This is a genomic window from Ruegeria sp. YTSC325, from assembly GCF_059609525.1.
Genome location: NZ_JBXWLY010000005.1, coordinates 12,409 through 33,723, shown reverse-complemented (window position 1 = coordinate 33,723; position 21,315 = coordinate 12,409). Strand labels below are relative to the sequence as shown.

The 21,315-nt window shown below is 56.7% G+C and carries 22 protein-coding genes and 1 pseudogene; 18 read left to right on the top strand and 5 right to left on the bottom strand.

The genetic code is table 11. From position 1 onward, the window contains the following. Nucleotides 1-65 precede the first annotated feature (65 nt). Entirely contained in the window at nt 66-797 is a 732-nt protein-coding gene (locus tag AC2FF7_RS09290; protein WP_480866118.1) for a dienelactone hydrolase family protein, read from the bottom strand. Between the two features lie 116 nt (nt 798-913). Between AC2FF7_RS09290 and AC2FF7_RS09285 the strand changes: the two genes are divergently transcribed. The 3 genes from AC2FF7_RS09285 (at nt 914) to AC2FF7_RS09275 (ending at nt 5,061) form a co-directional block, all read left to right on the top strand. Beyond that, on the top strand, nt 914-3,205 hold the full coding sequence (locus AC2FF7_RS09285) for a xanthine dehydrogenase family protein molybdopterin-binding subunit (protein WP_496905550.1): 2,292 nt from the start codon (nt 914-916) through the stop codon (nt 3,203-3,205). Next, on the top strand, nt 3,183-4,259 hold the full coding sequence (locus tag AC2FF7_RS09280; RefSeq protein WP_496905549.1) for a T6SS phospholipase effector Tle1-like catalytic domain-containing protein: 1,077 nt from the start codon (nt 3,183-3,185) through the stop codon (nt 4,257-4,259). The genes AC2FF7_RS09285 and AC2FF7_RS09280 overlap by 23 nt, the downstream gene beginning before the upstream one ends. A 340-nt stretch (nt 4,260-4,599) precedes the next feature. Continuing rightward, entirely contained in the window at nt 4,600-5,061 is a 462-nt protein-coding gene (locus AC2FF7_RS09275) for a GNAT family N-acetyltransferase (RefSeq protein WP_496905548.1), read from the top strand. Nucleotides 5,062-5,303: 242 nt separating this feature from the next. Here the strand turns inward: AC2FF7_RS09275 and AC2FF7_RS09270 are convergent, their stop codons facing one another. Next, nucleotides 5,304-5,882, bottom strand: a complete 579-nt coding sequence (locus AC2FF7_RS09270) for a GcrA family cell cycle regulator (RefSeq protein ID WP_170354987.1) — start codon at nt 5,880-5,882, stop codon at nt 5,304-5,306. Between the two features lie 126 nt (nt 5,883-6,008). Between AC2FF7_RS09270 and AC2FF7_RS09265 the strand changes: the two genes are divergently transcribed. The 3 genes from AC2FF7_RS09265 to AC2FF7_RS09255 all read left to right on the top strand — a co-directional run bounded on the left by AC2FF7_RS09265 (nt 6,009) and on the right by AC2FF7_RS09255 (nt 8,438). Beyond that, nucleotides 6,009-6,812, top strand: a complete 804-nt coding sequence (locus AC2FF7_RS09265; protein ID WP_170354988.1) for an ABC transporter permease — start codon at nt 6,009-6,011, stop codon at nt 6,810-6,812. A 100-nt stretch (nt 6,813-6,912) separates the two neighbouring features. Further along, nucleotides 6,913-8,022, top strand: coding sequence for a Hint domain-containing protein (locus AC2FF7_RS09260; protein WP_496905547.1), 1,110 nt, complete (start codon nt 6,913-6,915; stop codon nt 8,020-8,022). Then, entirely contained in the window at nt 8,019-8,438 is a 420-nt protein-coding gene (locus AC2FF7_RS09255; RefSeq protein WP_496905546.1) for a NusA N-terminal domain-containing protein, read from the top strand. The genes AC2FF7_RS09260 and AC2FF7_RS09255 overlap by 4 nt, the downstream gene beginning before the upstream one ends. On the opposite strand, the gene AC2FF7_RS09250 is transcribed toward AC2FF7_RS09255, so the two are convergent. Then, on the bottom strand, nt 8,410-9,318 hold the full coding sequence (locus AC2FF7_RS09250) for a DMT family transporter (RefSeq protein ID WP_496905604.1): 909 nt from the start codon (nt 9,316-9,318) through the stop codon (nt 8,410-8,412). The genes AC2FF7_RS09255 and AC2FF7_RS09250 overlap by 29 nt on opposite strands. Nucleotides 9,319-9,606: 288 nt before the next feature. Between AC2FF7_RS09250 and AC2FF7_RS09245 the strand changes: the two genes are divergently transcribed. After that, nucleotides 9,607-10,794 (top strand): aspartate aminotransferase family protein, encoded by a 1,188-nt coding sequence (locus AC2FF7_RS09245; protein ID WP_170753837.1) that lies wholly within the window; start codon nt 9,607-9,609, stop codon nt 10,792-10,794. A 28-nt stretch (nt 10,795-10,822) separates the two neighbouring features. After that, a complete protein-coding gene (argF, locus tag AC2FF7_RS09240) occupies nt 10,823-11,749 on the top strand; it encodes an ornithine carbamoyltransferase (RefSeq protein ID WP_480866106.1) in 927 nt (308 codons plus the stop codon). On the opposite strand, the gene AC2FF7_RS09235 is transcribed toward argF, so the two are convergent. Then, a complete protein-coding gene (locus AC2FF7_RS09235) occupies nt 11,746-12,342 on the bottom strand; it encodes a ferric reductase-like transmembrane domain-containing protein (RefSeq protein ID WP_480866104.1) in 597 nt (198 codons plus the stop codon). The genes argF and AC2FF7_RS09235 overlap by 4 nt on opposite strands. 3 nt (nt 12,343-12,345) lie before the next feature. Further along, entirely contained in the window at nt 12,346-12,825 is a 480-nt protein-coding gene (locus AC2FF7_RS09230; RefSeq protein ID WP_480866103.1) for a peptidase associated/transthyretin-like domain-containing protein, read from the bottom strand. Nucleotides 12,826-12,974: 149 nt separating this feature from the next. Here AC2FF7_RS09230 and AC2FF7_RS09225 point away from each other — a divergent pair, with 149 nt between their 5' ends. The 10 genes and pseudogenes from AC2FF7_RS09225 (at nt 12,975) to AC2FF7_RS09180 (ending at nt 21,292) form a co-directional block, all read left to right on the top strand. Further along, the gene (locus AC2FF7_RS09225; protein WP_480866102.1) at nt 12,975-13,817 is read left to right on the top strand and encodes a phytanoyl-CoA dioxygenase family protein; all 843 of its coding nucleotides are present in this window, start codon (nt 12,975-12,977) and stop codon (nt 13,815-13,817) included. A 118-nt stretch (nt 13,818-13,935) separates the two neighbouring features. Further along, nucleotides 13,936-14,088: pseudogene (locus AC2FF7_RS09220) on the top strand (pirin family protein); the annotation flags it as partial. Between the two features lie 241 nt (nt 14,089-14,329). Then, nucleotides 14,330-15,952, top strand: a complete 1,623-nt coding sequence (locus AC2FF7_RS09215; protein ID WP_496905545.1) for a recombinase family protein — start codon at nt 14,330-14,332, stop codon at nt 15,950-15,952. A gap of 180 nt (nt 15,953-16,132) precedes the next feature. Then, complete coding sequence (locus AC2FF7_RS09210) at nt 16,133-16,294, top strand: hypothetical protein (RefSeq protein ID WP_496905544.1); 162 nt, start codon at nt 16,133-16,135, stop codon at nt 16,292-16,294. A 249-nt stretch (nt 16,295-16,543) separates the two neighbouring features. Continuing rightward, nucleotides 16,544-16,825, top strand: coding sequence for a BRO-N domain-containing protein (locus tag AC2FF7_RS09205; RefSeq protein WP_496905543.1), 282 nt, complete (start codon nt 16,544-16,546; stop codon nt 16,823-16,825). Nucleotides 16,826-18,495: 1,670 nt separating this feature from the next. Next, on the top strand, nt 18,496-19,176 hold the full coding sequence (locus AC2FF7_RS09200; protein WP_496905542.1) for a hypothetical protein: 681 nt from the start codon (nt 18,496-18,498) through the stop codon (nt 19,174-19,176). A gap of 29 nt (nt 19,177-19,205) precedes the next feature. Then, entirely contained in the window at nt 19,206-20,006 is an 801-nt protein-coding gene (locus AC2FF7_RS09195; RefSeq protein WP_496905541.1) for a hypothetical protein, read from the top strand. Next, nucleotides 20,003-20,296, top strand: a complete 294-nt coding sequence (locus AC2FF7_RS09190) for a hypothetical protein (RefSeq protein ID WP_496905540.1) — start codon at nt 20,003-20,005, stop codon at nt 20,294-20,296. The genes AC2FF7_RS09195 and AC2FF7_RS09190 overlap by 4 nt, the downstream gene beginning before the upstream one ends. Next, a complete protein-coding gene (locus tag AC2FF7_RS09185; protein WP_496905539.1) occupies nt 20,250-20,726 on the top strand; it encodes an N-acetylmuramoyl-L-alanine amidase in 477 nt (158 codons plus the stop codon). The genes AC2FF7_RS09190 and AC2FF7_RS09185 overlap by 47 nt, the downstream gene beginning before the upstream one ends. A 152-nt stretch (nt 20,727-20,878) precedes the next feature. Continuing rightward, entirely contained in the window at nt 20,879-21,292 is a 414-nt protein-coding gene (locus tag AC2FF7_RS09180; RefSeq protein ID WP_353391546.1) for a hypothetical protein, read from the top strand. Nucleotides 21,293-21,315 lie beyond the last annotated feature (23 nt).

Here is a 21,315-nt window from a genome sequence, read left to right as displayed (position 1 = left end):
CGTCATCAATCTCGGGTCAGCGATTGCAATAGCGAATGCGCGCAGGAAGGGGAAGGGTGCGTGTGCTATCCGGCCTGTGCAAAACGGGCGTGGAAGTAGTCCTGCACCCTCTGATAGGCTGGTTCGTGGAAATCCAGCGTTAGCAGAGAGTGATCCTTGCCCTCATATTCCTGCGTTTCAAGGTCGTCACCAAAGGCGTCTTGCAGAGCACACATCAGCCGTTTCGGGGCCAGCTTGTCATCCGCATAACGCATTGCAAGCCCCGTGCCTTTGGCGACCATGCCCGCACGGGCTTGTGCGATGTCATCGGGGCTCATTTGCAGCTTATCGCCGCCAAAGATCGGTAAGGCGGGCTGGCTGGCGACGCCGCCCAGAACCGCGTCCTCGGCCATCAGGGTCAGAGCGAAGCTGCCGGTCAGGCACATACCGATGACACCCACGCCTGCTGCGTTGTCACGGGACTTTATCTCGGCCGCCAACGACCGCATCCAGCCTGCGATGGGGCTTTGGCGGCCTTTGAGGAACATGTTGAACTCGCGCCGGACGCAGAACAGTCGGGCCATGTTGCGGCCCATCGTGACTTTGCCATAGGTGCCGAACATATGCGGCAGGTAGACACGAAACCCCGCCCCGTTCAGGCGTTTGGCCAGATCCAGCGTTTCCGGTCCGATTCCGGGCAATTCCTGCAGGATCAGGATGGGTGGGCCTTCGCCCCCGGCATAAACGTCATGGGTTGCGGTCTTGCCGCTCGTCATCGCGGCAGAGAAAGGGAAAACGGTATCATGTGTCCAGGTCATGGGGTCTGAGGCTATCGGAATCCCGCAGAACTTAAAGTCCAAACCCCTGTCTTTTTCTGGACATCGCCCACACGCGGGCTAGGGTCGCCTTCGGAACCGCGCAGGAGGGTCGCCCCATGGAAAAATTCGGCAGAAGCCAGCCCGTCAAACGGACCGAGGATCAGAGGTTTCTGACCGGGCAGGGGCACTACATGGATGATGTTGTACCAGAAGGTGCCATGCACGCCGTGTTTGTCCGCTCGCAGGTGGCGCATGGGGTGATCACGGCGCTTGATCTGGACGCGGCGCGCGCAGCTGATGGGGTTCGGCTAGTGATGACGCTGGAGAATCTGAAAGAGGACGGGATTGACACCGTGATCAATGCGACGACGGTCAAGAACCGGGACGGCTCGCCCGCAGCAGCGCCTGCGCGTCACATGCTGTCGACCGACCGGGTGCGCTTTGTTGGGGAACCGATCGCGGTGGTTATTGCTGACACTCAAGCCCAGGCCCGTGACGCCGCCGAACTGGTCTTGGTCGAGATTGACGAATGCCCCGCCAAGCTGGACGTGGATGCAGGCGGAGAGACCTTGCACCCCGAAGCGCCGGATAATCGCGCCTTTGACTGGGGTCTGGGCGACGAGGCCGCGACCGAGGCCGCGTTCCAGGCTGCGGCGCATACTGTATCGCTCAATGTGATGGATAATCGGGTCATCATTGCCTCGATCGAGCCGCGCGGCTGTCAGGCCAACTGGGTCGATGGTCGCTTGCATTTTGCCTATGGCGGACAGGGGGTTTGGGCCATGCGCGCTCAACTGGCGCAAAAGCTGCGGGTTGAGCCTGAAGACATCCGCGTCACCACTCCGGATGTAGGTGGCGGCTTTGGTATGAAGGTGATGCCCTACCCGGAGTATTTCTGCACTGCCGTTGCAGCGAAGAAGCTGGGAAAACCCGTGCACTGGATTTCCGACCGGTCCGAGGCGATGCTGTCTGACCATCATGGCCGCGACCTGACCTCGCTGGCCGAACTGGCCTTTGATGCCGATCACCGGATCACGGCCTATCGCGTTCACAGCAAGATCAATCTGGGGGCCTATAACAGCCATTTCGGGCAGGCGATTCAGACTAGCCTGTTTAGCAAGGTTTTGATGGGCGTCTACGACGTCCAGACGACCTATCTGCGGGTCGAAGGGTTCTTTACCAACACCACACAGGTCGATGCCTATCGCGGTGCGGGCCGCCCCGAGGCGATTTATGTGCTAGAGCGCGTGATGGACCGCGCCGCGCGCGAACTGGGCGTGGACCCGTGGGAGCTGCGCCGCAAGAACTTCATCCGCCCCGAGGCGTTTCCCTACACCTCGGCCACCGGCGAGACCTATGATGTGGGCGACTTCAACATGATCCTGTCCCGCGCGGGCGAACAGACTGTGGGGTTTGCCGCCCGCAAGGCCGCCGATGCCGAACGCGGCCTGATCCGGGGGCAGGGCCTGTGTTACTATATCGAAAGTATTTTGGGCGATCCTTCCGAGAACGCGAAAGTGGAGTTCTGCGAGGATGGCACCGTGAACCTCTATGTCGGCACCCAATCGAACGGGCAGGGGCATGAGACGGTTTATGCCCATTTCTTGTCCGATCAGACCGGGATTCCGGCGGACCGGATTAATGTGGTGCAGGGCGACAGCGATCAACTTCCTCATGGTGGCGGTACTGGTGGGTCTCGGTCCGTTACGGTGCAAAGCACGGCCACACTGGCGACAATCGACGTCATGATCGCCGCATTCACGCCCTATCTGGCCGATAAGATGGGTGTGGAGGAGAGCGATGTGACCTTCGATCACGAAACCTTTCGCGCGTCGGGGTCGAACCTGACGCCTACCCTGACCGAGGCCGCGGATATGGCCCGCGCCGATGGCCGTACTGATCTGCTGCAACATCACGCGCGCGCCAACCTGGATGCGCGCAGCTATCCCAATGGCGCACATGTTGCCGAAATCGTCATCGATTCTTACACCGGAGAAACCTGGGTCGACCGCTATACAGTGGTCGATGATTTTGGTAACCTTATCAACCCGATGCTGGCCGAAGGGCAAGTACATGGCGGTGTGGTCCAGGGGATCGGACAGGCGCTGACCGAGCGTGTTGTGCATGATGCGCAGGGGCAACTGCTCACGGCTTCGTTGATGGACTATGCCTTGCCGCGCGCCGCCGAGATACCCATGATTAAGTTTACCTCGGCGCCGGTTCCGTCAACTTCAAACCCGATGGGTATGAAGGGATGCGGTGAGGCAGGCACCGTGGGCGCGCTGGCCGCAGTGGCAAATGCGGTTCAGGATGCGCTCTGGGATCACGGGGTGCGACAGGCGGATATGCCTTTCACACCTCAAAGAGTATGGGAGTTGCTGACGCATGGATCTGTCGCGGCTGAGTAGAAAGGTACTGGGATGGCTCGGACGGCCTCTGCGGTCCGAACACTCAGCCGAGTCGCGCCACCGTGAACCGATCAGCCATGTGATTATCCTCGACGGGACCATGTCGACGCTGGAACCGGGGTATGAGACCCACGCGGGCCAGACCTTGCGCCTGTGTTGTGAAATGGGCAGCAAGGTTTCTGTCTTTTACGAATCCGGGGTGCAGTGGGAAAGCTGGAGGTCCTCGCTGGACGTGATGATGGGGCGGGGGATCAACCGCCAGATCAGGCGTGCTTATGGCTATCTGGCATCGCGCTACAAACCCGGCTACCGGATTTATTTCATCGGCTATTCGCGCGGAGCCTACGGCGTACGCAGCCTTGCCGGGGTGATCGATTTGATCGGGTTGCTCAAGGCCGAACACGCGACCGAGCGAAACATCAAACAGGCCTATCGTCATTATGAGTGCAACGCCAACGGCAAGGCGGCGGCTGAATTCCGGCAAGCCTTCTGCCACGAGGATGTGGCGATCGAAATGGTTGGTGTCTGGGACACGGTAAAAGCGCTGGGCCTGCGCTTGCCGCTGCTGTGGCGCTGGGCCGAAGAACGCCATTCCTTTCACAACCATCAGCTCGGCCCCGCCACGCGCCACGGCTATCACGCCATGGCGCTGGATGAGACCCGCGAGGTGTTCGAACCGGTTTTGTGGAAATGTACCCCCGATTTCAAAGGTCATGTAGAGCAGGTCTGGTTCCGCGGTACGCACGGGGACGTCGGCGGCCAGTTGAACGGGTTCGAAGAGGCCCGTCCGCTGAGCAACATTTCCCTGATTTGGATGCTGGACAAGGCCGAGATGCACGGTCTGCCTCTACCTGACGGGTGGCGCGAGCGGTTCCCGATCAATACATCGGCGCGGTCGGTAGGCACATGGCGCGGCTGGGGCAAGATTTTCCTGCTGCGTAAGTACCGAAAAGTGGGGCGCGACCGGTCCGAGCGACTGCATGTCTCGGTCTCGCCGGATGATCTGCCGGGGTGGGTGCCGATTCCGGATTTGCCGTCACATCCGGCGCAGTGAAAGTTTGAAGTTGGGCCAGTGCCTCCAAGATTACCGGAACCTCAATGTAGGGGTTTATCCCAATCTTACTTCGCCTTGCTCGTAAGCTACTGTACTGATATCCTTACTATACGCTTGGCACATAAGCTGGGCAGTGGAGATTTCATGTTTACGATTGCGGGAAACCGCTAAGTCCTCAATTAAGGACGACCAAGCCAAATAGTGCCTGCACGAAAGTGTTAGGCTTTCATTTTCGCATGGCTCGTGAACGCTCTAACTGACATCACCGATGCATGAGCTTTGCGCCCGTCACAGCACGCGTATTTGCTTGATTGACGGCACGAAGAAAGACGGAAAATCAATGAAAATTCGACTAACAAAGCAAAACGATATCGCTGCCTTGCAGGAGGTGCTTAACGGCACAGAGCTGTTCTCCAGTGAAATGCTCCCTGACATGGTGGATGGATTTCTATCCGACGGTCAAAGCCTCGAGATTTGGCTGACATGTGAAAAAAACAGTAAGGCTGTTGGGTTTTGCTATGCTGTCCCCGAGGAACTTGCCGAAGGTGCATGGAACATGCTCGCCATCGCAATTCTGCCAACCGAGCAGGGTAAAGGTTTTGGCGGCGCCATCGTTAAGCATCTAGAAGTCGAACTCAAGAAGCGTGGACAACGCATTTTGATAGCCGACACTTCGGGTTCAGACGAGTTCGCAAAGACACGCGCGTTTTATCGCAAAAACGGCTACAGCGAGGAAGCTCGTATCAGGGATTTCTGGGCGGCGGGGGATGACAAAGTCGTTTTCTGGAAGTCGCTGATCTAATCCCCAGGTGTCGTTCTTGACCTGTCCTCAGACAGGTCAGTTTCACGTGTTTGCCCAACTTGGTAACGGCAGTTACGTCATGCACGTCCGACGCCTTGACTTGCAACACCCTCGCAGCTTTCTGCGAGGGTGTCTTTCTTGTCAGAGTCCGTGATTTTGCAAAACTGCCGATAAGAGGGTCTGAGAAACGGCTAAAGCCTTTCCACATCCCACAATACAGAATTGGGTTCTGTCGTTCCCAATCACCGCCGCCGGTCGCGGCGTGAACTCATGGGCTGGAACGCCACGCCCACATGCGCCTCGCAATAGGGTTTGCCGGCTTCAACCGGCAGGCCGCAGAACCAGAAATCCTCGGTCGCGGGGTCGCCGACGGGCCATTTGCACGTCTTCTCGGTCAACTCCATCAAGGTCAGCTTCTTGGCCTTTTTCTCGACCTCGTTGACCTTGGCCAGCGCCTCGGGGCTGATCTCATTGGCTGAGGGCTGCGGTGGCAGGGGCTGACCGGCTGGGATGATCTGGCGGCGGGCGGGCACGGCGGGCTTCGCCTCGGCCGCCGGGGCAGGCGCGGGGCGCGCGGGTTCGGTCTTTGGTGCAGGTTTCGGCTTGGCCTCGGCCTTGGGGGCTGCGGGGGCGGGTTTTTCCTTGGGCTCGGCCTTGGCGGGGGTGGCTCCGGTGGCGCGGTTCGACAGACCCAGACGGTGGACCTTGCCAATAACCGCATTGCGGGTCACACCGCCCAGTTCCTTGGCGATCTGGCTGGCCGACTGGCCCTCGCCCCACATCTTTTTAAGCAGCTCTACACGCTCGTCAGTCCAGGACATCATTTGCCTTTCAAAAGCGGAAAGCGGCCCCGGATTCGGGCCGCCTTGGGAAATCGTCTCAGCCCCCTATTTTAATCACTGCCGCCCGAGTTACAAGCGGTCTTCGAATCAGGTCAGAGGCAGAGCATGCAGATTCCCGCAGAACACACCGAACGTCGCTTTGGCAGGGTCAACTGGATGGGTCTTTACACGCTGTCCAGACGTGAGACCCTGAGGTTCATGTCCGTTTGGACCCAGACTTTACTTGCCCCGTTGGTCACTGCCGGATTGTTTTTGCTGATCTTCAATATTGCCATCGGCCCCAGTCGATCAGCAGTGATGGGGGTACCGTTTTTAACTTTTCTGGCGCCAGGGATCATGATGATGACGGTGATCCAGAACGCGTTTGCCAATACTTCCTCTTCGATGATGGTTGCTAAAGTACAGGGCAACATCGTTGACACCCTTATGCCGCCTCTGTCACCGTTGGAAATCCTTCTGGGCTATCTGGCCGGAGCCATCGTGCGCGGGGTGCTTATCGCATCGATCGTGGCCGTTGCGCTGGCTTTGGTGTTGGGAATCGTGCCGAAATATCCTCTGATCGCGCTGGTATTTGTTGTCTTCGGTGGAGCATTGATGGGTGCTTTGGGCTTATTGGCTGGGATTTTTGCCAACAAGTTCGACCAGATGGCCGCGATTACCAACTTCATCGTGACGCCTTTGGCCTTCCTGTCAGGCACGTTTTACTCGGTTCAGGCATTGCCACCAGTGCTTAATGTCCTCAGCCATGCAAACCCGATTTTCTACCTGATCGACGGATTGCGCTTTGGAATGATCGGGGTTTCTGACAGCCCAGTATGGGTAGGGGTGGTGATCTGCGGTGTGGCTACGCTCGTGATTGGCGGTTCGGCGTGGACAATGCTGCGGACAGGCTACAGATTGAAATCGTAGAAGCGGAAAATCTTTAAAGTGAGAAAATTTGGTTAAATGTTAACGGCTTGTGTGTTAGGCGGTCGTTGCAGATAACAAGGCGCGGTCTGAAAGGCTGAACATGCAGGAATTGATTGTTGGGGGCGACTTTGAAAGCCCCGGTATTTCGAATGCCAGCAATTTCCAGATTTTCGGATCCTATGGGTCATGGACAGGCACGGAAATTGAGATTGGCCGCGAAAACCTGTTTCTAAACACAGGCGATACGACGAACTTGGTTCTGGAACTGGATGGGAACCGAAACGAAACCTCTGTCGCGGAACAAACCTTTACAGTCACTGGTGACAATAAATCCGCAACACTGAGCTTTGATATCGCAGCTCGTCAAACCGGCAGCGGTGGCCCTTTTGATGATCCTGTGTTGGTCGAAGTTCTCGATTCCAATAACAACGTCATTTTTACGCAGACCGTGACGCCGACTTCTGACGGGTCATTCACGCGGGTAGAGTTCAATTTCGATTTTGGCGCCGAAGGCGACTATACTTTGCGATTTACCGAAGGGGGGGATGACAACAGCCTTGGCAGCATCCTCGATAATATTTCGCTTATGGTCTGTTTTGCCGCCGGCACGCGGATCAAAACACCGCGCGGTGATGTAAACGTCGAAGACTTGCGGGTCGGTGATCTTGTTTCGACGTTGGAAGGTGAAGCAAAACCGATCCGGTGGATTGGCTCTAGAACCCTGGATCGGTTTGATCTTTTGGCCAATCCGAACATGCGTCCGGTTCTGATCCGCCAGGGCGCTCTGGGGCAGGGGATGCCCAATCATGATCTGAAAGTGTCACCACAGCACCGGTTGATGCTGCGATCCAAGGTGGCTCAACGGGTTTTGGGCGACGCGGAGGCGCTGGTTCCTGCCAAAAAGCTAACTCACCTGCCCGATATCGACGTTCAGGCGGACTGCACTGAAGTCCAATACTTTCATTTTGTCCTGGAAGAGCATTCGATCGTCATTGCTGAACACGCCTACACCGAGTCGCTGTACACCGGAAGCGAAGCGCTAAAGATGCTGGGTCCTGACGCTTTGGAAGAGCTGGCATTCCTTTTCCCAGATCTGGCCGTTACCCAACCGACACCTGCACGCCCATTGCACTCGCGCGGCAAGCTAATCGAAAAGATGTGCCTGCGGCTTGTGCAAAACCAGAAACCGGCGGTGGAGCTTGCGCAATGACCTCATCGTCTCTTGTCGAAGGCGGCACCACGATAACGCTTGAGACGGACCGGACGCTGCTGACCTTGGCTGCCAAGCTCGCTGAGAAACAAAGGATGTCGGCGCAGGACGCCATTGGCGAAATCGAGCAGGCCTATACAAGTGCCGCCGAGGCCGAGCACGGCCCCGAATATCTGTTCTGGGCAAAGATTGGAAAAGATGGTGCGATTTCTGTCGCTCAAGTCCTGAAAATTGTTGAGGTATTGACTGATCAATACCGCGAAGTTGCTCTTTCAGACGTAAGAAACAATTTCCCGGATGCACAGATTGGCCAGTTTGTTGTCAATGCAATTGACCCGGTCCACCCACCTAAGGTCGCGCATTGGCTCAGCCCGCGCGCCACGGATATCAGCGGTTTGGATCTTTCCTTGAGGTGATCGGGGGGGTGGTACGCGCCTCGCGCCAGACCAGCACCAGTCCACCGGACAGGATGATGGCAGAGCCGGTCAGGCTGACATAATCCGGCACTACCCGAAACACGGTAAAATCGTAAAGCGCAGCGAACACCAGGGTGGCATAGCTGATCGGCGCCACAAACGACGCATCGGCGCGTGCCAAGCCATTGACGAAGCACGCTTGCGCGCAGGCCATCAACACGCCGATTCCCGCCAATGCTGCCCATTGTTCTGATGTAGGCGTTCGGAAAACGAAACTGACTGCGACTGAGGCGATCGTTAGTCCCATCGCGTTGTTGATCAGCAGGATCTGCAATGGCACCTCGCGACCCGCAAGTTTTTTAATGAAAATTAGTTCCATCCCGATTGATGCAGCAGCTGCCAGCGCCAACAAGGCCGCAGGTTGAAAGCTGTCGGGCGTAGGGCGCAGCAGAACGAGAGCCCCGGCCAGAGCGACGGCGGCGGCGAGCCAGCGCCATGGGCCAATGCTCTCTTTTAGGAGTGGTATGGCCAGGATCATCGCAAAAACCGGGTTCAGGAACGAGATCGCCGTGGCATCCGAGATTGGTATATACGCAACGGAAGCAAACATCAGCGTGATGCCGACCCACCCAAAGCTGGTGCGCCCGATATGTAGACCCCAATGTGGACGACTGAGGCGCGGACGCAAAACGCCAACTGTGCAGGCGATCACCAGAAATGCGAACAGAAAGCGGCCGTGGCTTATCTGCATCGGGTGCAGGGGCGGGCCAAGCTCGTCGGTCCCAAGAGCTTTGGCCAGGAGGGTTGTTCCTGCCAACAGCGCACTGGCGGCAAGGATCAGAAGTGCCGCAAGGGGCGGGTTGTGGCGCGCAGGTGTCATGCTCAAGCGGTGGGGCACTCTCGGTCAAATGACAAGTGTCAATTTCACACAACAATCGCATTTTGAGCCGTGCGCAATTTTGGGGTTCCCTGACCGGGCGCGCCCCGCTATACGACGGGCATGATCAAAAACGCGCATATTCTGCTACTCCGACGCCGACGCATCGCTGCGTAACCGGCCAGTTTGATCTATTGCGCTGTAAATCCGCGCAAACCTCACCAAATCAGTTGACGACTAGGGCCTTCGTGTATCACTCACGGGGCTTAACATATCGAAAAGGATGATCCGATGATCCCGTCCGTTCTGCCGACCTATAACCGCGCGCCCCTGACCTTTGTGAAGGGTGAAGGCGCTTGGCTGACCGAGGCGGATGGCCGACGTTTTCTGGACCTCGGCGCCGGGATCGCGGTGAACGCGCTGGGGCACGCGCATCCGGCGCTGGTCAATGCGTTGACGGAACAGGCGCACGTGCTGTGGCATGTCTCGAACCTTTATCACATCCCACAACAGCAGGCGCTGGCCGACAAGCTTGTTGAACATACCTTTGCCGACACGGTGTTCTTCACCAATTCCGGGACGGAATCGTGCGAGTTGGCCGTGAAAATGGCGCGCAAGCATTTCTACGACAAAGGCCAGCCCGAGCGGGTCGAGATCATCACCTTTGACGGCTCGTTCCACGGTCGGTCTTCGGCCGGGATCGCAGCGGCCGGGTCCGAGAAGATGACCAAGGGCTTTGGCCCTCTGCTGCCCGGTTTCGTACATGTCACGTTCGGCGATCTCGACGGTGTGACCAACGCAATCACCGCCCAAACTGCTGCGATCATGATCGAGCCGGTGCAGGGTGAGGGCGGTATTCGTCCCGTGCCAGATGCAGAACTAAAAGCCCTGCGCCAGATTTGCAACGACAACGGCCTGTTGCTGATCTTTGACGAAGTGCAATGCGGTGTTGGCCGCACCGGCAAGCTGTTCGCCCATGAATGGGCAGGTGTGACGCCGGATATCATGATGGTCGCCAAAGGCATTGGCGGAGGCTTCCCCTTGGGTGCCGTTCTGGCTACCGAGGATGCGGCCAATGGCATGACTGCGGGCACGCATGGGTCGACCTATGGCGGCAACCCACTGGGCTGCGCCGTGGGGTGCGCGGTGATTGACCAAGTATCGACGCCTGCATTTCTTGAGGGTGTGAACCGCAAGGCGGGCCTGCTGCGGCAAAAGCTGGAAGGTCTGATCGCCGATCATCCTGATGTATTCGAAGAGGTGCGTGGCGCCGGCCTGATGTTGGGTCTGAAGTGTAAGCCCACCAATATCGACGTGGTGAACGCAGGTTATGACAACGAAGTTATCACTGTGCCTGCCGCCGACAACGTGATCCGCCTGTTGCCACCGCTGACCCTGACCGAGGACGACATCGCGCAGGCCGTGATCCGTCTGGAAAAAGCGGCCGCGCAGGTTGCTGCAAACATGGCCTCGGCCTGAGAGATACTTGAATAAAAAGTGACATGATATGAACCACTTCCTTGATATCCACAAAACCGACGCCGCCGCGCTGCGTGGCATGATTGATCAGGCCAGCGCAATGAAACAGGCGCGCCTTGGGCAGCCCAAAGCGGCGCTGGATGATGAACAACCGCTCAAAGACCGTATGGTCGCGCTGATCTTTGAAAAACCCTCGACCCGGACACGTGTGTCTTTTGATGTGGGCGTGCGCCAGATGGGCGGGCAGACAATGGTGCTGTCCGGAAAGGATATGCAGCTGGGCCATGGCGAAACGATCGCCGACACCGCCCGCGTGCTGTCGCGCTATGTGGACATGATCATGATCCGTACATTTGACGAGACGATCCTGACCGAAATGGCTGAATATTCGGACGTGCCCGTTATCAACGGCCTGACCGATCGTACCCACCCCTGCCAGATCATGGCCGACGTCCTGACTTTTGAGGAACACCGTGGCCCCATTGCGGGTAAAAAAGTGGTCTGGACCGGCGACGGCAATAACGTCTGCGCATCGTTCCTGCACGCGGCGGGTCAATTCGGCTTCAACCTGACCTTCACTGGCCCTGCGCAGTTCGATCCCGAGGAAGAATTTATGGGATTTGCCCGTCAGAAGGGGTCGAGGATCGTTGTGGAACGTGATCCGTTCAAAGCAGTTGAGGGGGCCGATCTGGTCGTAGCTGACACTTGGGTCTCGATGCATGACAGCCAATCCGCCAAGGAGCGTCGCCACAATCTGCTGCGCCCCTATCAAGTCAATCCCGAACTGATGTCCCATGCCAAGCCCGATGCACTTTTCATGCACTGCCTGCCTGCCCACCGTGAGGAAGAAGCCACGTCCGAGGTCATGGACGGCCCGAATTCGGTGATTTTTGACGAGGCCGAGAATCGTCTGCATGCGCAAAAGGCAGTCATGCGCTGGTGTCTGGGCGTTTAACGTCTGGAAACATCCCAGACGCGTAATCTGACGAGCGTTCGCGCGCTCGTCAGTAAGATCAAAACGCACAGTATGATCTTGCTCATGATCTCCATCGTGCCTTCGATCAGTAGCGCGTGGATGATGCTGCCTGCGATAGTTACTGATGCCAGCGTGGTGTGCGTCAATCGCCAGACCCGAAATCGAAGGGCTGTGCGCTGACGCAATATCCCCAACGCAGCGGCCGCGAATGCCGTCCACATCGCGATCACGCCCCAAGCCGAGAATGGCGTGGGCGACGTGAAGGTGAGGGCATCAACGACGTCCGGCGGGCTGGTGATCCATAACCCTCCGACGTGGATCACAATCGCGCCCACCAATGCCATCCCAACCCAGCGATGCAGATGGCGGCTGAACACAGGCGTAAGACCGGGCAAGTCTTTTGCGGCCAATAGTGGCTGCAACAACAAAAGGCTCAGGCAGGAGACACCCGCAAAACCTGCCGCGATATAGACCGGATCCCGCCACGCGAGGTATGGGCTGAACCCAGCGGCAATGACCGGGATGAAAATGACGGCGATCAGAACCGCCCAAATCGCCGTGATCTGACGCATGTATCAGGCAGGTTGAAGTACGAAATGTGCGGCAAGTGTTTTGTCCCTCGCGCTGGACATCACCGGACGCAGGAACACCGTTTTGAATTCACCGCTGTCATAGGCAAGATGGCCATGCGGTTGGCCAAATGCAGGCACAATCTGCGGCATCTCCAGCCGAAACTCTCCGTTGGCATCTGTCAACGTGGCCCCGTGGCTTTGAGGGTCGCGTTCATGGCCTTCGGTTGTATGGGCCCAGATCTGGATGCGCTGACCGGGCAGTGGCGCGCCATTGCCGGCGCGGCGTACAGTTCCGGTCATCCAGAACCCGCCGCCTCCGATCCGTTCAACGATCGGCGCGCCCGCGCGATAGTTGTTGGATCCGCCCCTCATGGAGGGTGTTGCCGCCAAGCCCTTTGCCCGAGCAGGCACAAACAGACCCGAGGCCAACACGGCCCCTCCGCCCACGATCAGAGAGCGACGGTTGAGTGATGAACGGGTCATGGAAACCTCCTGAAGCCAGCAACCATGTAATAGATAGCACGCTTGCCATCCATTCCGAGGGGTGTTTGCGAATTGTGAATTCCTTTGACGGATGGCCAGTCGGCTGCAATCCTGACCTACAGGACGTTGTTGCCCATGAGGCCAGCCACATGACCCAAACAGATCGCATCACCTCAGACGAAATTGCCGCCTTTCAGCGCGATGGGGCAGTTGTTCTAAGATCCAAGTTCTCGACCAATTGGCTTGATCTTTTGCGCGCCGGGATCGATGCCGATCTGGCCAACCCGACCGACAATTTTGCCCGTCATACCAAAGACCTGCGCGCGCCCGCGTATTTCGAGGATTACTGGGCTTGGAACAAGATTCCTCAATTCCGGGATTTCGTCCATAACTCGCCCTGTGCGTCGCTTGCTGCACAGCTTTTGGACGCCGAAGCGATCAATCTGGTCATGGACAACTGGTTCCTGCGAGAGGCGGGATCCACCTCGCGCCCACCGTTTCATCAGGATTTGTCCTATTTCGATTTCGAAGGGACAATGTGCGTTTTGTGGCTGCCGCTTGAACCCGTCACCAAGGAAAACGGGATTGCCTTCGTCAAAGGCTCGCATTTATGGGACAAACTGTTCATGCGCGTTCGTTTTGCTGATGGCCACCCAAGTTATGAACCGACCGAAGTTGCCGGGCGTACATATCATCCACCGCCCGACGTAAACGCGGACCCAGATGCCTTTGAACTGTTGCAATGGGATATGGCGCTTGGGGATTGTATCTTTTTTGACATGCGAACTCTGCATGGTGGACTGTCCTCGGTCACACCAACCCAGACGGTTCGGCGGTTTACTTTGCGAATGACGGCACCGGACGGGGTGCTCCGGTATCGTGGGGACTGGGCCAAAGGCGAACGCGCACAGTTCGAGGCCGCAGGATATCGCGAGGGTGATCGCATCGCGGGGCCGTTTTTTCCGCAGTTGTGGCCTCGTCAGGCTAGCTGATCTCATCAACTGGGTTGGGGCCAGCGCACTGGTGGTGTGCGTATATGATGATATTATTGCCGATCAATGTGCCGTACATTGCAAAAATGCACGAAACTCAGATCGCAGGAGCATAGCAATGAGTTGGAACCCGACCCACAGCCCCGAATGCATGTCCGAAAACACCTCTCTTGAGACGTTGATCATTCCTCGCGCGCGTGATCTGGGCGGGTTCGAGGTGCGCCGGGCTTTGCCCTCAGTCGAGCGGCAGCTCGTGGGGCCGTTCATATTCTTGAAGTGAATTCGAAATGACCCTACTGATTACACGGACTGAGGTTGCTCGGTGTGTGCATGAGTTGGGTTGATCTCCTCTTTCGTTCATGTCCTTTCCAGCGCCCTCGGTTACCTAACGAAACAAAGGGTAACACCGCAGGTTCACTTGACCATGATCGGCCTCATCTCCAGTAGAACACACGGAGATATCGGACCGATAACCCAGGGTGAACCTACCGATACAAACGAGAGACACGGGAATGGATGAAAGCAACACCAAACCTATCGCATTCAGCTACGTGCGATGGTCATCAGATCAACAACGCGACGGTGACAGCTTACGACGTCAGACCGCAGCTGCAGAGAAATGGTGCATTGAGAACGGCTACAACCTTTCATCATCCAACTTTGTAGACGATGGTGTGTCAGCATTTGCCGGTCGAAATGCGGGTGCGGATGGCAAACTTGGCGCGTTCCTTGAGGCCGTTAGGTCAGGGGCCATTCCCAAAGGCTCAACACTCCTCATTGAGAACCTTGATCGTCTATCCCGCGACAAGATCAGGCGGGCGAGAAACACCCTCGAGAATATCCTCGATCTGGACATCGATGTGGTCACTCTAAGTGACGGTAAGGTGTACACTCGAACAGACCTCGACGACGACCCCTTGGTCTCCGTAATGATCCTTCTGACCTTCACTCGGGCGCGAGAAGAGTCCGTTATGAAGTCGAAGCGACTAACAGCCGCGTGGGGTACTAACACCAATGAGACACTCGCAGGAAATCGTGTGCGCTCCTCTCAGACACCGGCGTGGATCAAGGTTGTTGGTGACCCCAAGACATCCCGAGAGTTCGAGGTCATCAATGACAAGGCTGATCTGGTCCGTGATGTGTTTGAGAGATTTGCCACCGGTGAACGCCCTGTCGGTATTGCCCGTGATCTGGCCGCTCAGGATGTCCCTGCGTTGGTCCGAGGGCAGTGGCGGGGGCAGACTGTAAGCCAGTTGGTACGCTCAGAGGCCGCGTATGGCACCCTCGAGATAGGCCGCAAGATCAAACCCGAGGAAAAGGACGGGTCACTACCGATTGTCAAAGGGTTATACCGCAAGGGTGACCGGGTGATCATCGACAAGGTCAGGGATTATTTCCCGAGGATCGTTGACGAGGACACCGAGCGCCGTGTGAGGTTCCGTCTCGAGCAGCGTGAGGCTGCTGGTGGTGCTGAAGTCAAGACGACCTCGCCAGTTGAACCCATACGTCGGCAGACCAAGGCGGCACTGACGGGGGTACTCAAGGTCCCCGGTACTGACAGGAACGCAAAGCGCAAAGCCTACGCTCGAACCGCTGCCTACATTGATCCGGTCTTGAACACGTACATCGGAGCCGTGTCACACATCGACGAGGTGTTGATTGACTACTGGCCTGAGATCAGGAAGGCCAACGCGGTTGAAACCACACCGGAGACAGAGGGCCTCGAGGCGGCGCTGTTGGACGCTCAGGGAACACTCGAATATCTCCAATCGAAACCAGCAGTGACACCCCGCTTGCTGCTCGCGGCAGAAGCCGAGGTCGAGCAACTCGAGACCGAACTGAAAAGGATCACCGAGAGCGCTGGTCTAGGTACGGTCGATCTTCCCCGCGATGTGAGCGAACTCGAGCCTTACGAGTTGAATGCACTGGTGCGTCGAGTTGTTGCCCGCGTAGACGTCCATAAAGGTGAGGAGATGCGCCTTTCAAAGACGCCACGCAAGCGAGCCAAAGGTATTCGAGTGCCGCACCCGGTCTATGACCTCAGCGTAACCATGCGCAATGGCATCAAGTTGACCATCGGAAAGGGCCTGAGTGGTCTCAAACCAAGGAGGGCATCAGACGACGTGATCCATTAGGCGGTTGAGAAACTACCATTCTGAATGGGTACTAAAGGCCCATCGTATCGCCCCAAATACCTACGACATCGCAAGGGTAAACATATCGTAACTATATGAAAATAAACAAATAAAATGTTGATCTCGATAGATCGCTCGGCCTATTCCGGTGTCACCAACATGCGATGGAAGGATAACGATATGACCCTCAATTACTTCGAGAACACCCAAGAAGCCCTCAAGTTCGCCCTCGATGAGAAGATCGCCGATTTGCGTGAAGAACACGCGACGGCAATGGGGTCCTTGCTTATCAATACACCGAGGCTGAGTTCTACGCTTTGGAGGGCAAGATCGACGATTTGAAGGCGGTCGGGCGCTCTATGGGCCTGAAGGATTAACCCCGTCGAGGCAATTACAGCTGACTCCTGAATGAACCCAAAACGTCTCGGCTGGTGATCTGCTGGCAGAGGCTCCGAAAACCCCTAAATCGGCACTTTGTAGGTCACCCTACCTGACACCTAATTTTTGGACCTTTATTTCCCAATGAAATCAATGGCTCATAGGGGCCAAAATCGAAGGTCGAGGGCCTGCGAGGTCGATACCATCCGCGTCGTGGAAATCGACGGGAACCTGTGGTTCGTCGCCAAGGACGTCCTCGAAGTCCTCACCATCGGTAGCGTAACGAAGGCCACGTCTAACCTTACCGAAAGTGAAGTTAGAAATTTCAAACTCACTCAAGGCCGCGCCCGTCCGAACAAGCTGATCTCCGAAAGTGGTCTCTACAGGATCATCATGCGGTCGAACAAGCCCGAGGCCCGTACGTTTCAAGATTGGGTCACTCAGGTTGTCCTCCCGGCGATCCGTAAGGACGGGGGATCACCCCGCGACCGGTAAGGGAACACGGGTGCCGGAAACTAATGTAAATCAATGGGTTAGAATTCCTGCTTGCTTATGAGACAGAGAAGAAACGAAAGTTATTACCTATAGTGTACACCTCAGGTATCACATCAGGTTCACTCCCGGTATCTCCTCTGTGTTGTTGATCGATGATGATCACCACCTTCAACAACACCCAGCGTCTACCTCGAGTTCACATCAGGTGATCGCCTGATGAACATGGTCGAGGAACACACCCCGGTATCTCCTCTGTGATGATGATCGATGATGGTCATTTACCGGTCGATGACACGCTCGGTACACTTCGTTGTAAATCAATGGGTTGGAATAGCAGCTCCCTCATAGAGAACAGATACCAAGAGATTTACCTATAGTTACACGATCAGGTTCCTCTCAAGGCTTCACAGTTCCTCGTCAGTGCACGTTGGGTGACTGTCCACCACCGATAATCAACCAACTACTGTGACCAACAATACTAATTCCTATACCGCTTCGACCTTGGTCCTTGGTCGATGATGGTTCAGGTCTCACGCGCATCCCTGTCGTCACTGACGGGTCGATGTAGTGAGACCTTTTACCGTTTCATCTCGCCCGTGCTGTCTTTGTGAGCTTGACACATGCGCGGGTTGATGGGGACGCCCTCGGCTGTTGTGGTGACTGGCTTCGGGGGCGTCCTCAATAATCCCAACGCAATGCTCAACGCACAACCCAATGAGGCCACAATGACCGTCTGTGCCTCTGCTACATGCGACAACCCACTACCTGCCTTTGAGTACATTGAAAGACTGTCCCAACGATGGGGCCTGTGTTCGCGCTGCCGGTCGGTCGTTCAGAGCCGAGGGGTTCCTCTCGGTGGTTACATCCCCGGTGGTGCTATCAACGCAGTTGCCCGGTCGGTCTTGAAGCACATCCAACCGACACCCTCAGAGATCGCTGAGGCTGTTAAGTATGCTCGAGGTACGCGTCATCGTGTCGGTTATTGGGATGATCGTCCAACGTACAGAATGGCCGCTCTGAGACATGGTAGAGCAAGAGAACGATTGCAACATCTGCTGGTCGGCAGACGCTATGAGCCGAATGCATCGGTTATCGTCAGATCATTCGTCCACCACACCTTCGCTCAGGAGTTCATTAGAACCGGTCATCGCTACAACGTCTATCTCGCCGGTGGCACGTTCATGGGTCGCCAAGGCCTGTGTGTTCCTCCTGGTCGTAAGGCCGAGGTGTTGACCGGCGATGTCCGATACTCGAAGTACCGCCTTAGTTACGCCGACTTCGCCATTGTCGGCACACACACGCTGAAGGCCGCTGAGAGGCTCGGTCTTCGTCGATCTGACCGAGACCTAACCGCACTGATTGTGACCTCCTATGGTCGCCTCCTCGCCTCTGGTGATGCGTTCCCGCCGGTCTCCGTTCCCATTCGATCTATGAAGACGGACATGCTCGGGGATAGCTTGTTCGATCACATCCTCCCGAGGTCCCCAGCGATCCCCGCGAGATACCACAAGGTAATTCGTCGCTCATCCGGACTGGTCAAAGGTGAGTGGCCCGAAGGCATCGAGCCGGTGTCCGATCTCACACCCCAACCGACACCGCCGCCAATACCGATACCACCTTCAACGCCATCCACAGATTGGCTGTTCGAGAAGACGTAAGGACCACCCAACATGCCCCCAGCGCAGCGTAAAGCGAAACCCAAGAAACCACCCCCGCAGATGTACCTCAAGACCTGCAACGCATGCGGTGAAGAACATGAGACCCACAAGCCCAAAGCATCGAGGTGCGACCCGTGCATCGCTGAGAACCGCAGGATTACCTACAAGGTCTGCATCTCTTGCGGCGCGAAGTTCCCGGCACCTCATGGCGATGAACATCATTGTTCCTCATGCGCCGAAGACCTTGGGATCGACCAAGCAGAACTCACCCCTGAACAACGCGAGATCATCAAAGCCGAAGAGACGCTCGCTCGATGGAAGAACAAGGTCGCGATCCTCGAGGCAGAACTCGACGAACGCAGCAACGCAAAACCCAAAGGGACAAAACTCATGAACGAAAAGACCAAGGCATCGGCTATTGGTGTCGCTTGGCTCGAGTTGTGCGCGAGGGACGGACAAGTCTCGGCGCTGTCGCAGATACACGAAAGGGACTTGGACGATGACACGAAGCTACGTGTCGTCCTTGCGTATTCCCGCATTCGGCTTCGCGGATACTCGGTCGAGGCAATCTCGAAGCTCAGCCCGGTACACCTGATGTCCCGCGACGACGACAAAGCGATCACCGATCTGCCATTCGTCGAAAACCCACCAACACCTCAACAAATGGCTGAGATCGAACTCGGCTTGGCGTAACCCCAAACACCAACAAAGGATCAAAGAAAATGACTACAACACGTGTAACCTTCGGCGGTGACGGCCCCGTTGAGCAATCAATGCCGTCTTCCAAATCATACGCTTCAAGCGCAGACTACGTGAGCGGCGGCGTCACCGTCCGCGACACCAACAACATGCAACGCGATGTCCACTCTCAGGGCGATCTCAAAGACAGCGACGTGATCAACGTGCAAGGCATGTCGATGAAGGTCGCCCAGGCTAAAGAACTCGGCTTGCTCAACACCGTCTTTGATGAAGGTCTGTCGATTGGCACGGCTCAACGGGCTGCGCAGGAACACGGATCGGCCACAGACGAGACGCCCGAGGAACCCAAAGGCAGCGACACGGGGCATGCTGAGTTCGACAACGTGATCGACGGGCTGAACACTTCGCTCGACGATGACATCATGTCGATGGAAGAGGCCCAAACCTATGAAACAGCGTTCGGTCAGATTGCTATGTCCGGTATGTCCGTCGATGAGGTTAGCGAAACTATGCGCGGTCTGGCTGATGGGGCGGTATCGGAACTAGACGTAGATGGCGACACTCGCGCGATGTTCTCGAGTGTTCAAAGCACAATCACCGAGGCCGCAACCCAGAGCGCAATGCAGGAACTTGGGCAAGATGGTTTCGACTTCCTGAAACAGGCATCAGACACGCATACCGGTGTTGATCGTTGCGTTCGCCAGTTTGCTCTGGACCGCGCGGCGGGTCGTGCCGATGGGATTACTTGGACCGAGTTCGCGCAACACATCCGCGAGCAGCTTGGTCACTGGCCTTCGGTATCAGAGCGAATGATTAGAACATGACCAATCTACCAGACATGGTTTGGGACACAGATATCGATCTGGTCCTGAACCGTATCCAATCCCGCACCTGTGCCGACCCCGAGTACTTCTGTGAAACCGTCGATCTTATTGAAGATGGTCGTTCACCGAAAGGGATCGGGCAATTGACGCTCTGTGAACTCGAAGCATGGGCAGAACGTGTGAAGAAAGGAACCAAGGCCGATGCTCAGGATCAAGAGAGCCGACACCTACCTGAGGACAGCGATGTTCGTTACGTTGCGCCGCGAGAAATCCACAGGGTGTATGGTTAGATACACCCATCATCCAGCCGATCCGCGAATTGATGCTGCAATCATCGACGCCGAACACGCCAAGACTGCCCGCTTCGGCATTGGCTATCACTATTTGGTACAGGTCGATGGTACGATTGAACTCTGTAGACACCCACTGACGCGTGGCGCAGTCGGTCGCGAAAACTTCACCAGAAGCCATATCCAGATCGGCGTAGTGGGGGGGCGAGACCGGGAGACCGGCAAGTTCTCCGAGACCCTCACGACTGCCCAGCGTGACGCCCTCGAGGCTCTCTATCAGAAACTCGCGGATACACTCGGTGTCCCCCTCGAAATCGACGAGAGCCTCGAGAAGTACACCCACAAACAACACGAACAAGATGAAGCTGCAGAGGCTGAACTCGAAGATCGCCTCGACCGAACCGAGGCACTGACAGTCGGCACACTCTGACACCCACCAATAACGACCCTCGACCCCCGAAAACACCTCCCGTGATCCATTGATTTTATTGGCTTTTCCAATGCCAAAATCGACCCTCCGCAGGGGTCGGTAGGTAAGTGTTGTTTTAGGGGTTTTGAGGCTTCCACAAAGGACTCCTCCAAATGGCCAACGCCATCACAATAGGTGACGCTAAACGTCACTACCAAAAACACACTCCGCTGCACGGCAGAACCCGCCAGCACAAGGCAGACCTCGACGCAATCGCGAAGGCATCCACCCCGATGCCCAAGGCCGAAAACCTGATCGTTAAACGCCGCGACGAGGTAATCGACCGGAAGATCGACGATATGCTCACGCGTCTTCAAGGCCGTCTTACCCGGCATCGCTACGATCAATCCGCAGTGATCGCCCTCGAGCATCTGACAGATGATCCACTCGATCCCCATACGCAACTACCGATCTGGCGGGACATGCTGCGCCGCTCGAAGGGAACGACCTTGCCAAAGATGGATTTCTATCGAGATGCCCGGTCGATCTTCCAGCAGCACTCATTGTTCAACCCAGCGGCTCAATGAAGCTGTTAAGATCAAGGACTCAG

Excerpts from the sequence above, each read along its gene's own strand:
- AC2FF7_RS09290 (WP_480866118.1), bottom strand. The coding sequence starts at position 797 with ATGACCTGGACACATGATACCGTTTTCCCTTTCTCTGCCGCGATGACG.
- AC2FF7_RS09285 (WP_496905550.1), top strand. The coding sequence starts at position 914 with ATGGAAAAATTCGGCAGAAGCCAGCCCGTCAAACGGACCGAGGATCAG.
- AC2FF7_RS09280 (WP_496905549.1), top strand. The coding sequence starts at position 3,183 with ATGGATCTGTCGCGGCTGAGTAGAAAGGTACTGGGATGGCTCGGACGG.
- AC2FF7_RS09275 (WP_496905548.1), top strand. The coding sequence starts at position 4,600 with ATGAAAATTCGACTAACAAAGCAAAACGATATCGCTGCCTTGCAGGAG.
- AC2FF7_RS09270 (WP_170354987.1), bottom strand. The coding sequence starts at position 5,882 with ATGTCCTGGACTGACGAGCGTGTAGAGCTGCTTAAAAAGATGTGGGGC.
- AC2FF7_RS09265 (WP_170354988.1), top strand. The coding sequence starts at position 6,009 with ATGCAGATTCCCGCAGAACACACCGAACGTCGCTTTGGCAGGGTCAAC.
- AC2FF7_RS09260 (WP_496905547.1), top strand. The coding sequence starts at position 6,913 with ATGCAGGAATTGATTGTTGGGGGCGACTTTGAAAGCCCCGGTATTTCG.
- AC2FF7_RS09255 (WP_496905546.1), top strand. The coding sequence starts at position 8,019 with ATGACCTCATCGTCTCTTGTCGAAGGCGGCACCACGATAACGCTTGAG.
- AC2FF7_RS09250 (WP_496905604.1), bottom strand. The coding sequence starts at position 9,318 with ATGACACCTGCGCGCCACAACCCGCCCCTTGCGGCACTTCTGATCCTT.
- AC2FF7_RS09245 (WP_170753837.1), top strand. The coding sequence starts at position 9,607 with ATGATCCCGTCCGTTCTGCCGACCTATAACCGCGCGCCCCTGACCTTT.
- argF (WP_480866106.1), top strand. The coding sequence starts at position 10,823 with ATGAACCACTTCCTTGATATCCACAAAACCGACGCCGCCGCGCTGCGT.
- AC2FF7_RS09235 (WP_480866104.1), bottom strand. The coding sequence starts at position 12,342 with ATGCGTCAGATCACGGCGATTTGGGCGGTTCTGATCGCCGTCATTTTC.
- AC2FF7_RS09230 (WP_480866103.1), bottom strand. The coding sequence starts at position 12,825 with ATGACCCGTTCATCACTCAACCGTCGCTCTCTGATCGTGGGCGGAGGG.
- AC2FF7_RS09225 (WP_480866102.1), top strand. The coding sequence starts at position 12,975 with ATGACCCAAACAGATCGCATCACCTCAGACGAAATTGCCGCCTTTCAG.
- AC2FF7_RS09215 (WP_496905545.1), top strand. The coding sequence starts at position 14,330 with ATGGATGAAAGCAACACCAAACCTATCGCATTCAGCTACGTGCGATGG.
- AC2FF7_RS09210 (WP_496905544.1), top strand. The coding sequence starts at position 16,133 with ATGACCCTCAATTACTTCGAGAACACCCAAGAAGCCCTCAAGTTCGCC.
- AC2FF7_RS09200 (WP_496905542.1), top strand. The coding sequence starts at position 18,496 with ATGCCCCCAGCGCAGCGTAAAGCGAAACCCAAGAAACCACCCCCGCAG.
- AC2FF7_RS09195 (WP_496905541.1), top strand. The coding sequence starts at position 19,206 with ATGACTACAACACGTGTAACCTTCGGCGGTGACGGCCCCGTTGAGCAA.
- AC2FF7_RS09190 (WP_496905540.1), top strand. The coding sequence starts at position 20,003 with ATGACCAATCTACCAGACATGGTTTGGGACACAGATATCGATCTGGTC.
- AC2FF7_RS09185 (WP_496905539.1), top strand. The coding sequence starts at position 20,250 with ATGTTCGTTACGTTGCGCCGCGAGAAATCCACAGGGTGTATGGTTAGA.
- AC2FF7_RS09180 (WP_353391546.1), top strand. The coding sequence starts at position 20,879 with ATGGCCAACGCCATCACAATAGGTGACGCTAAACGTCACTACCAAAAA.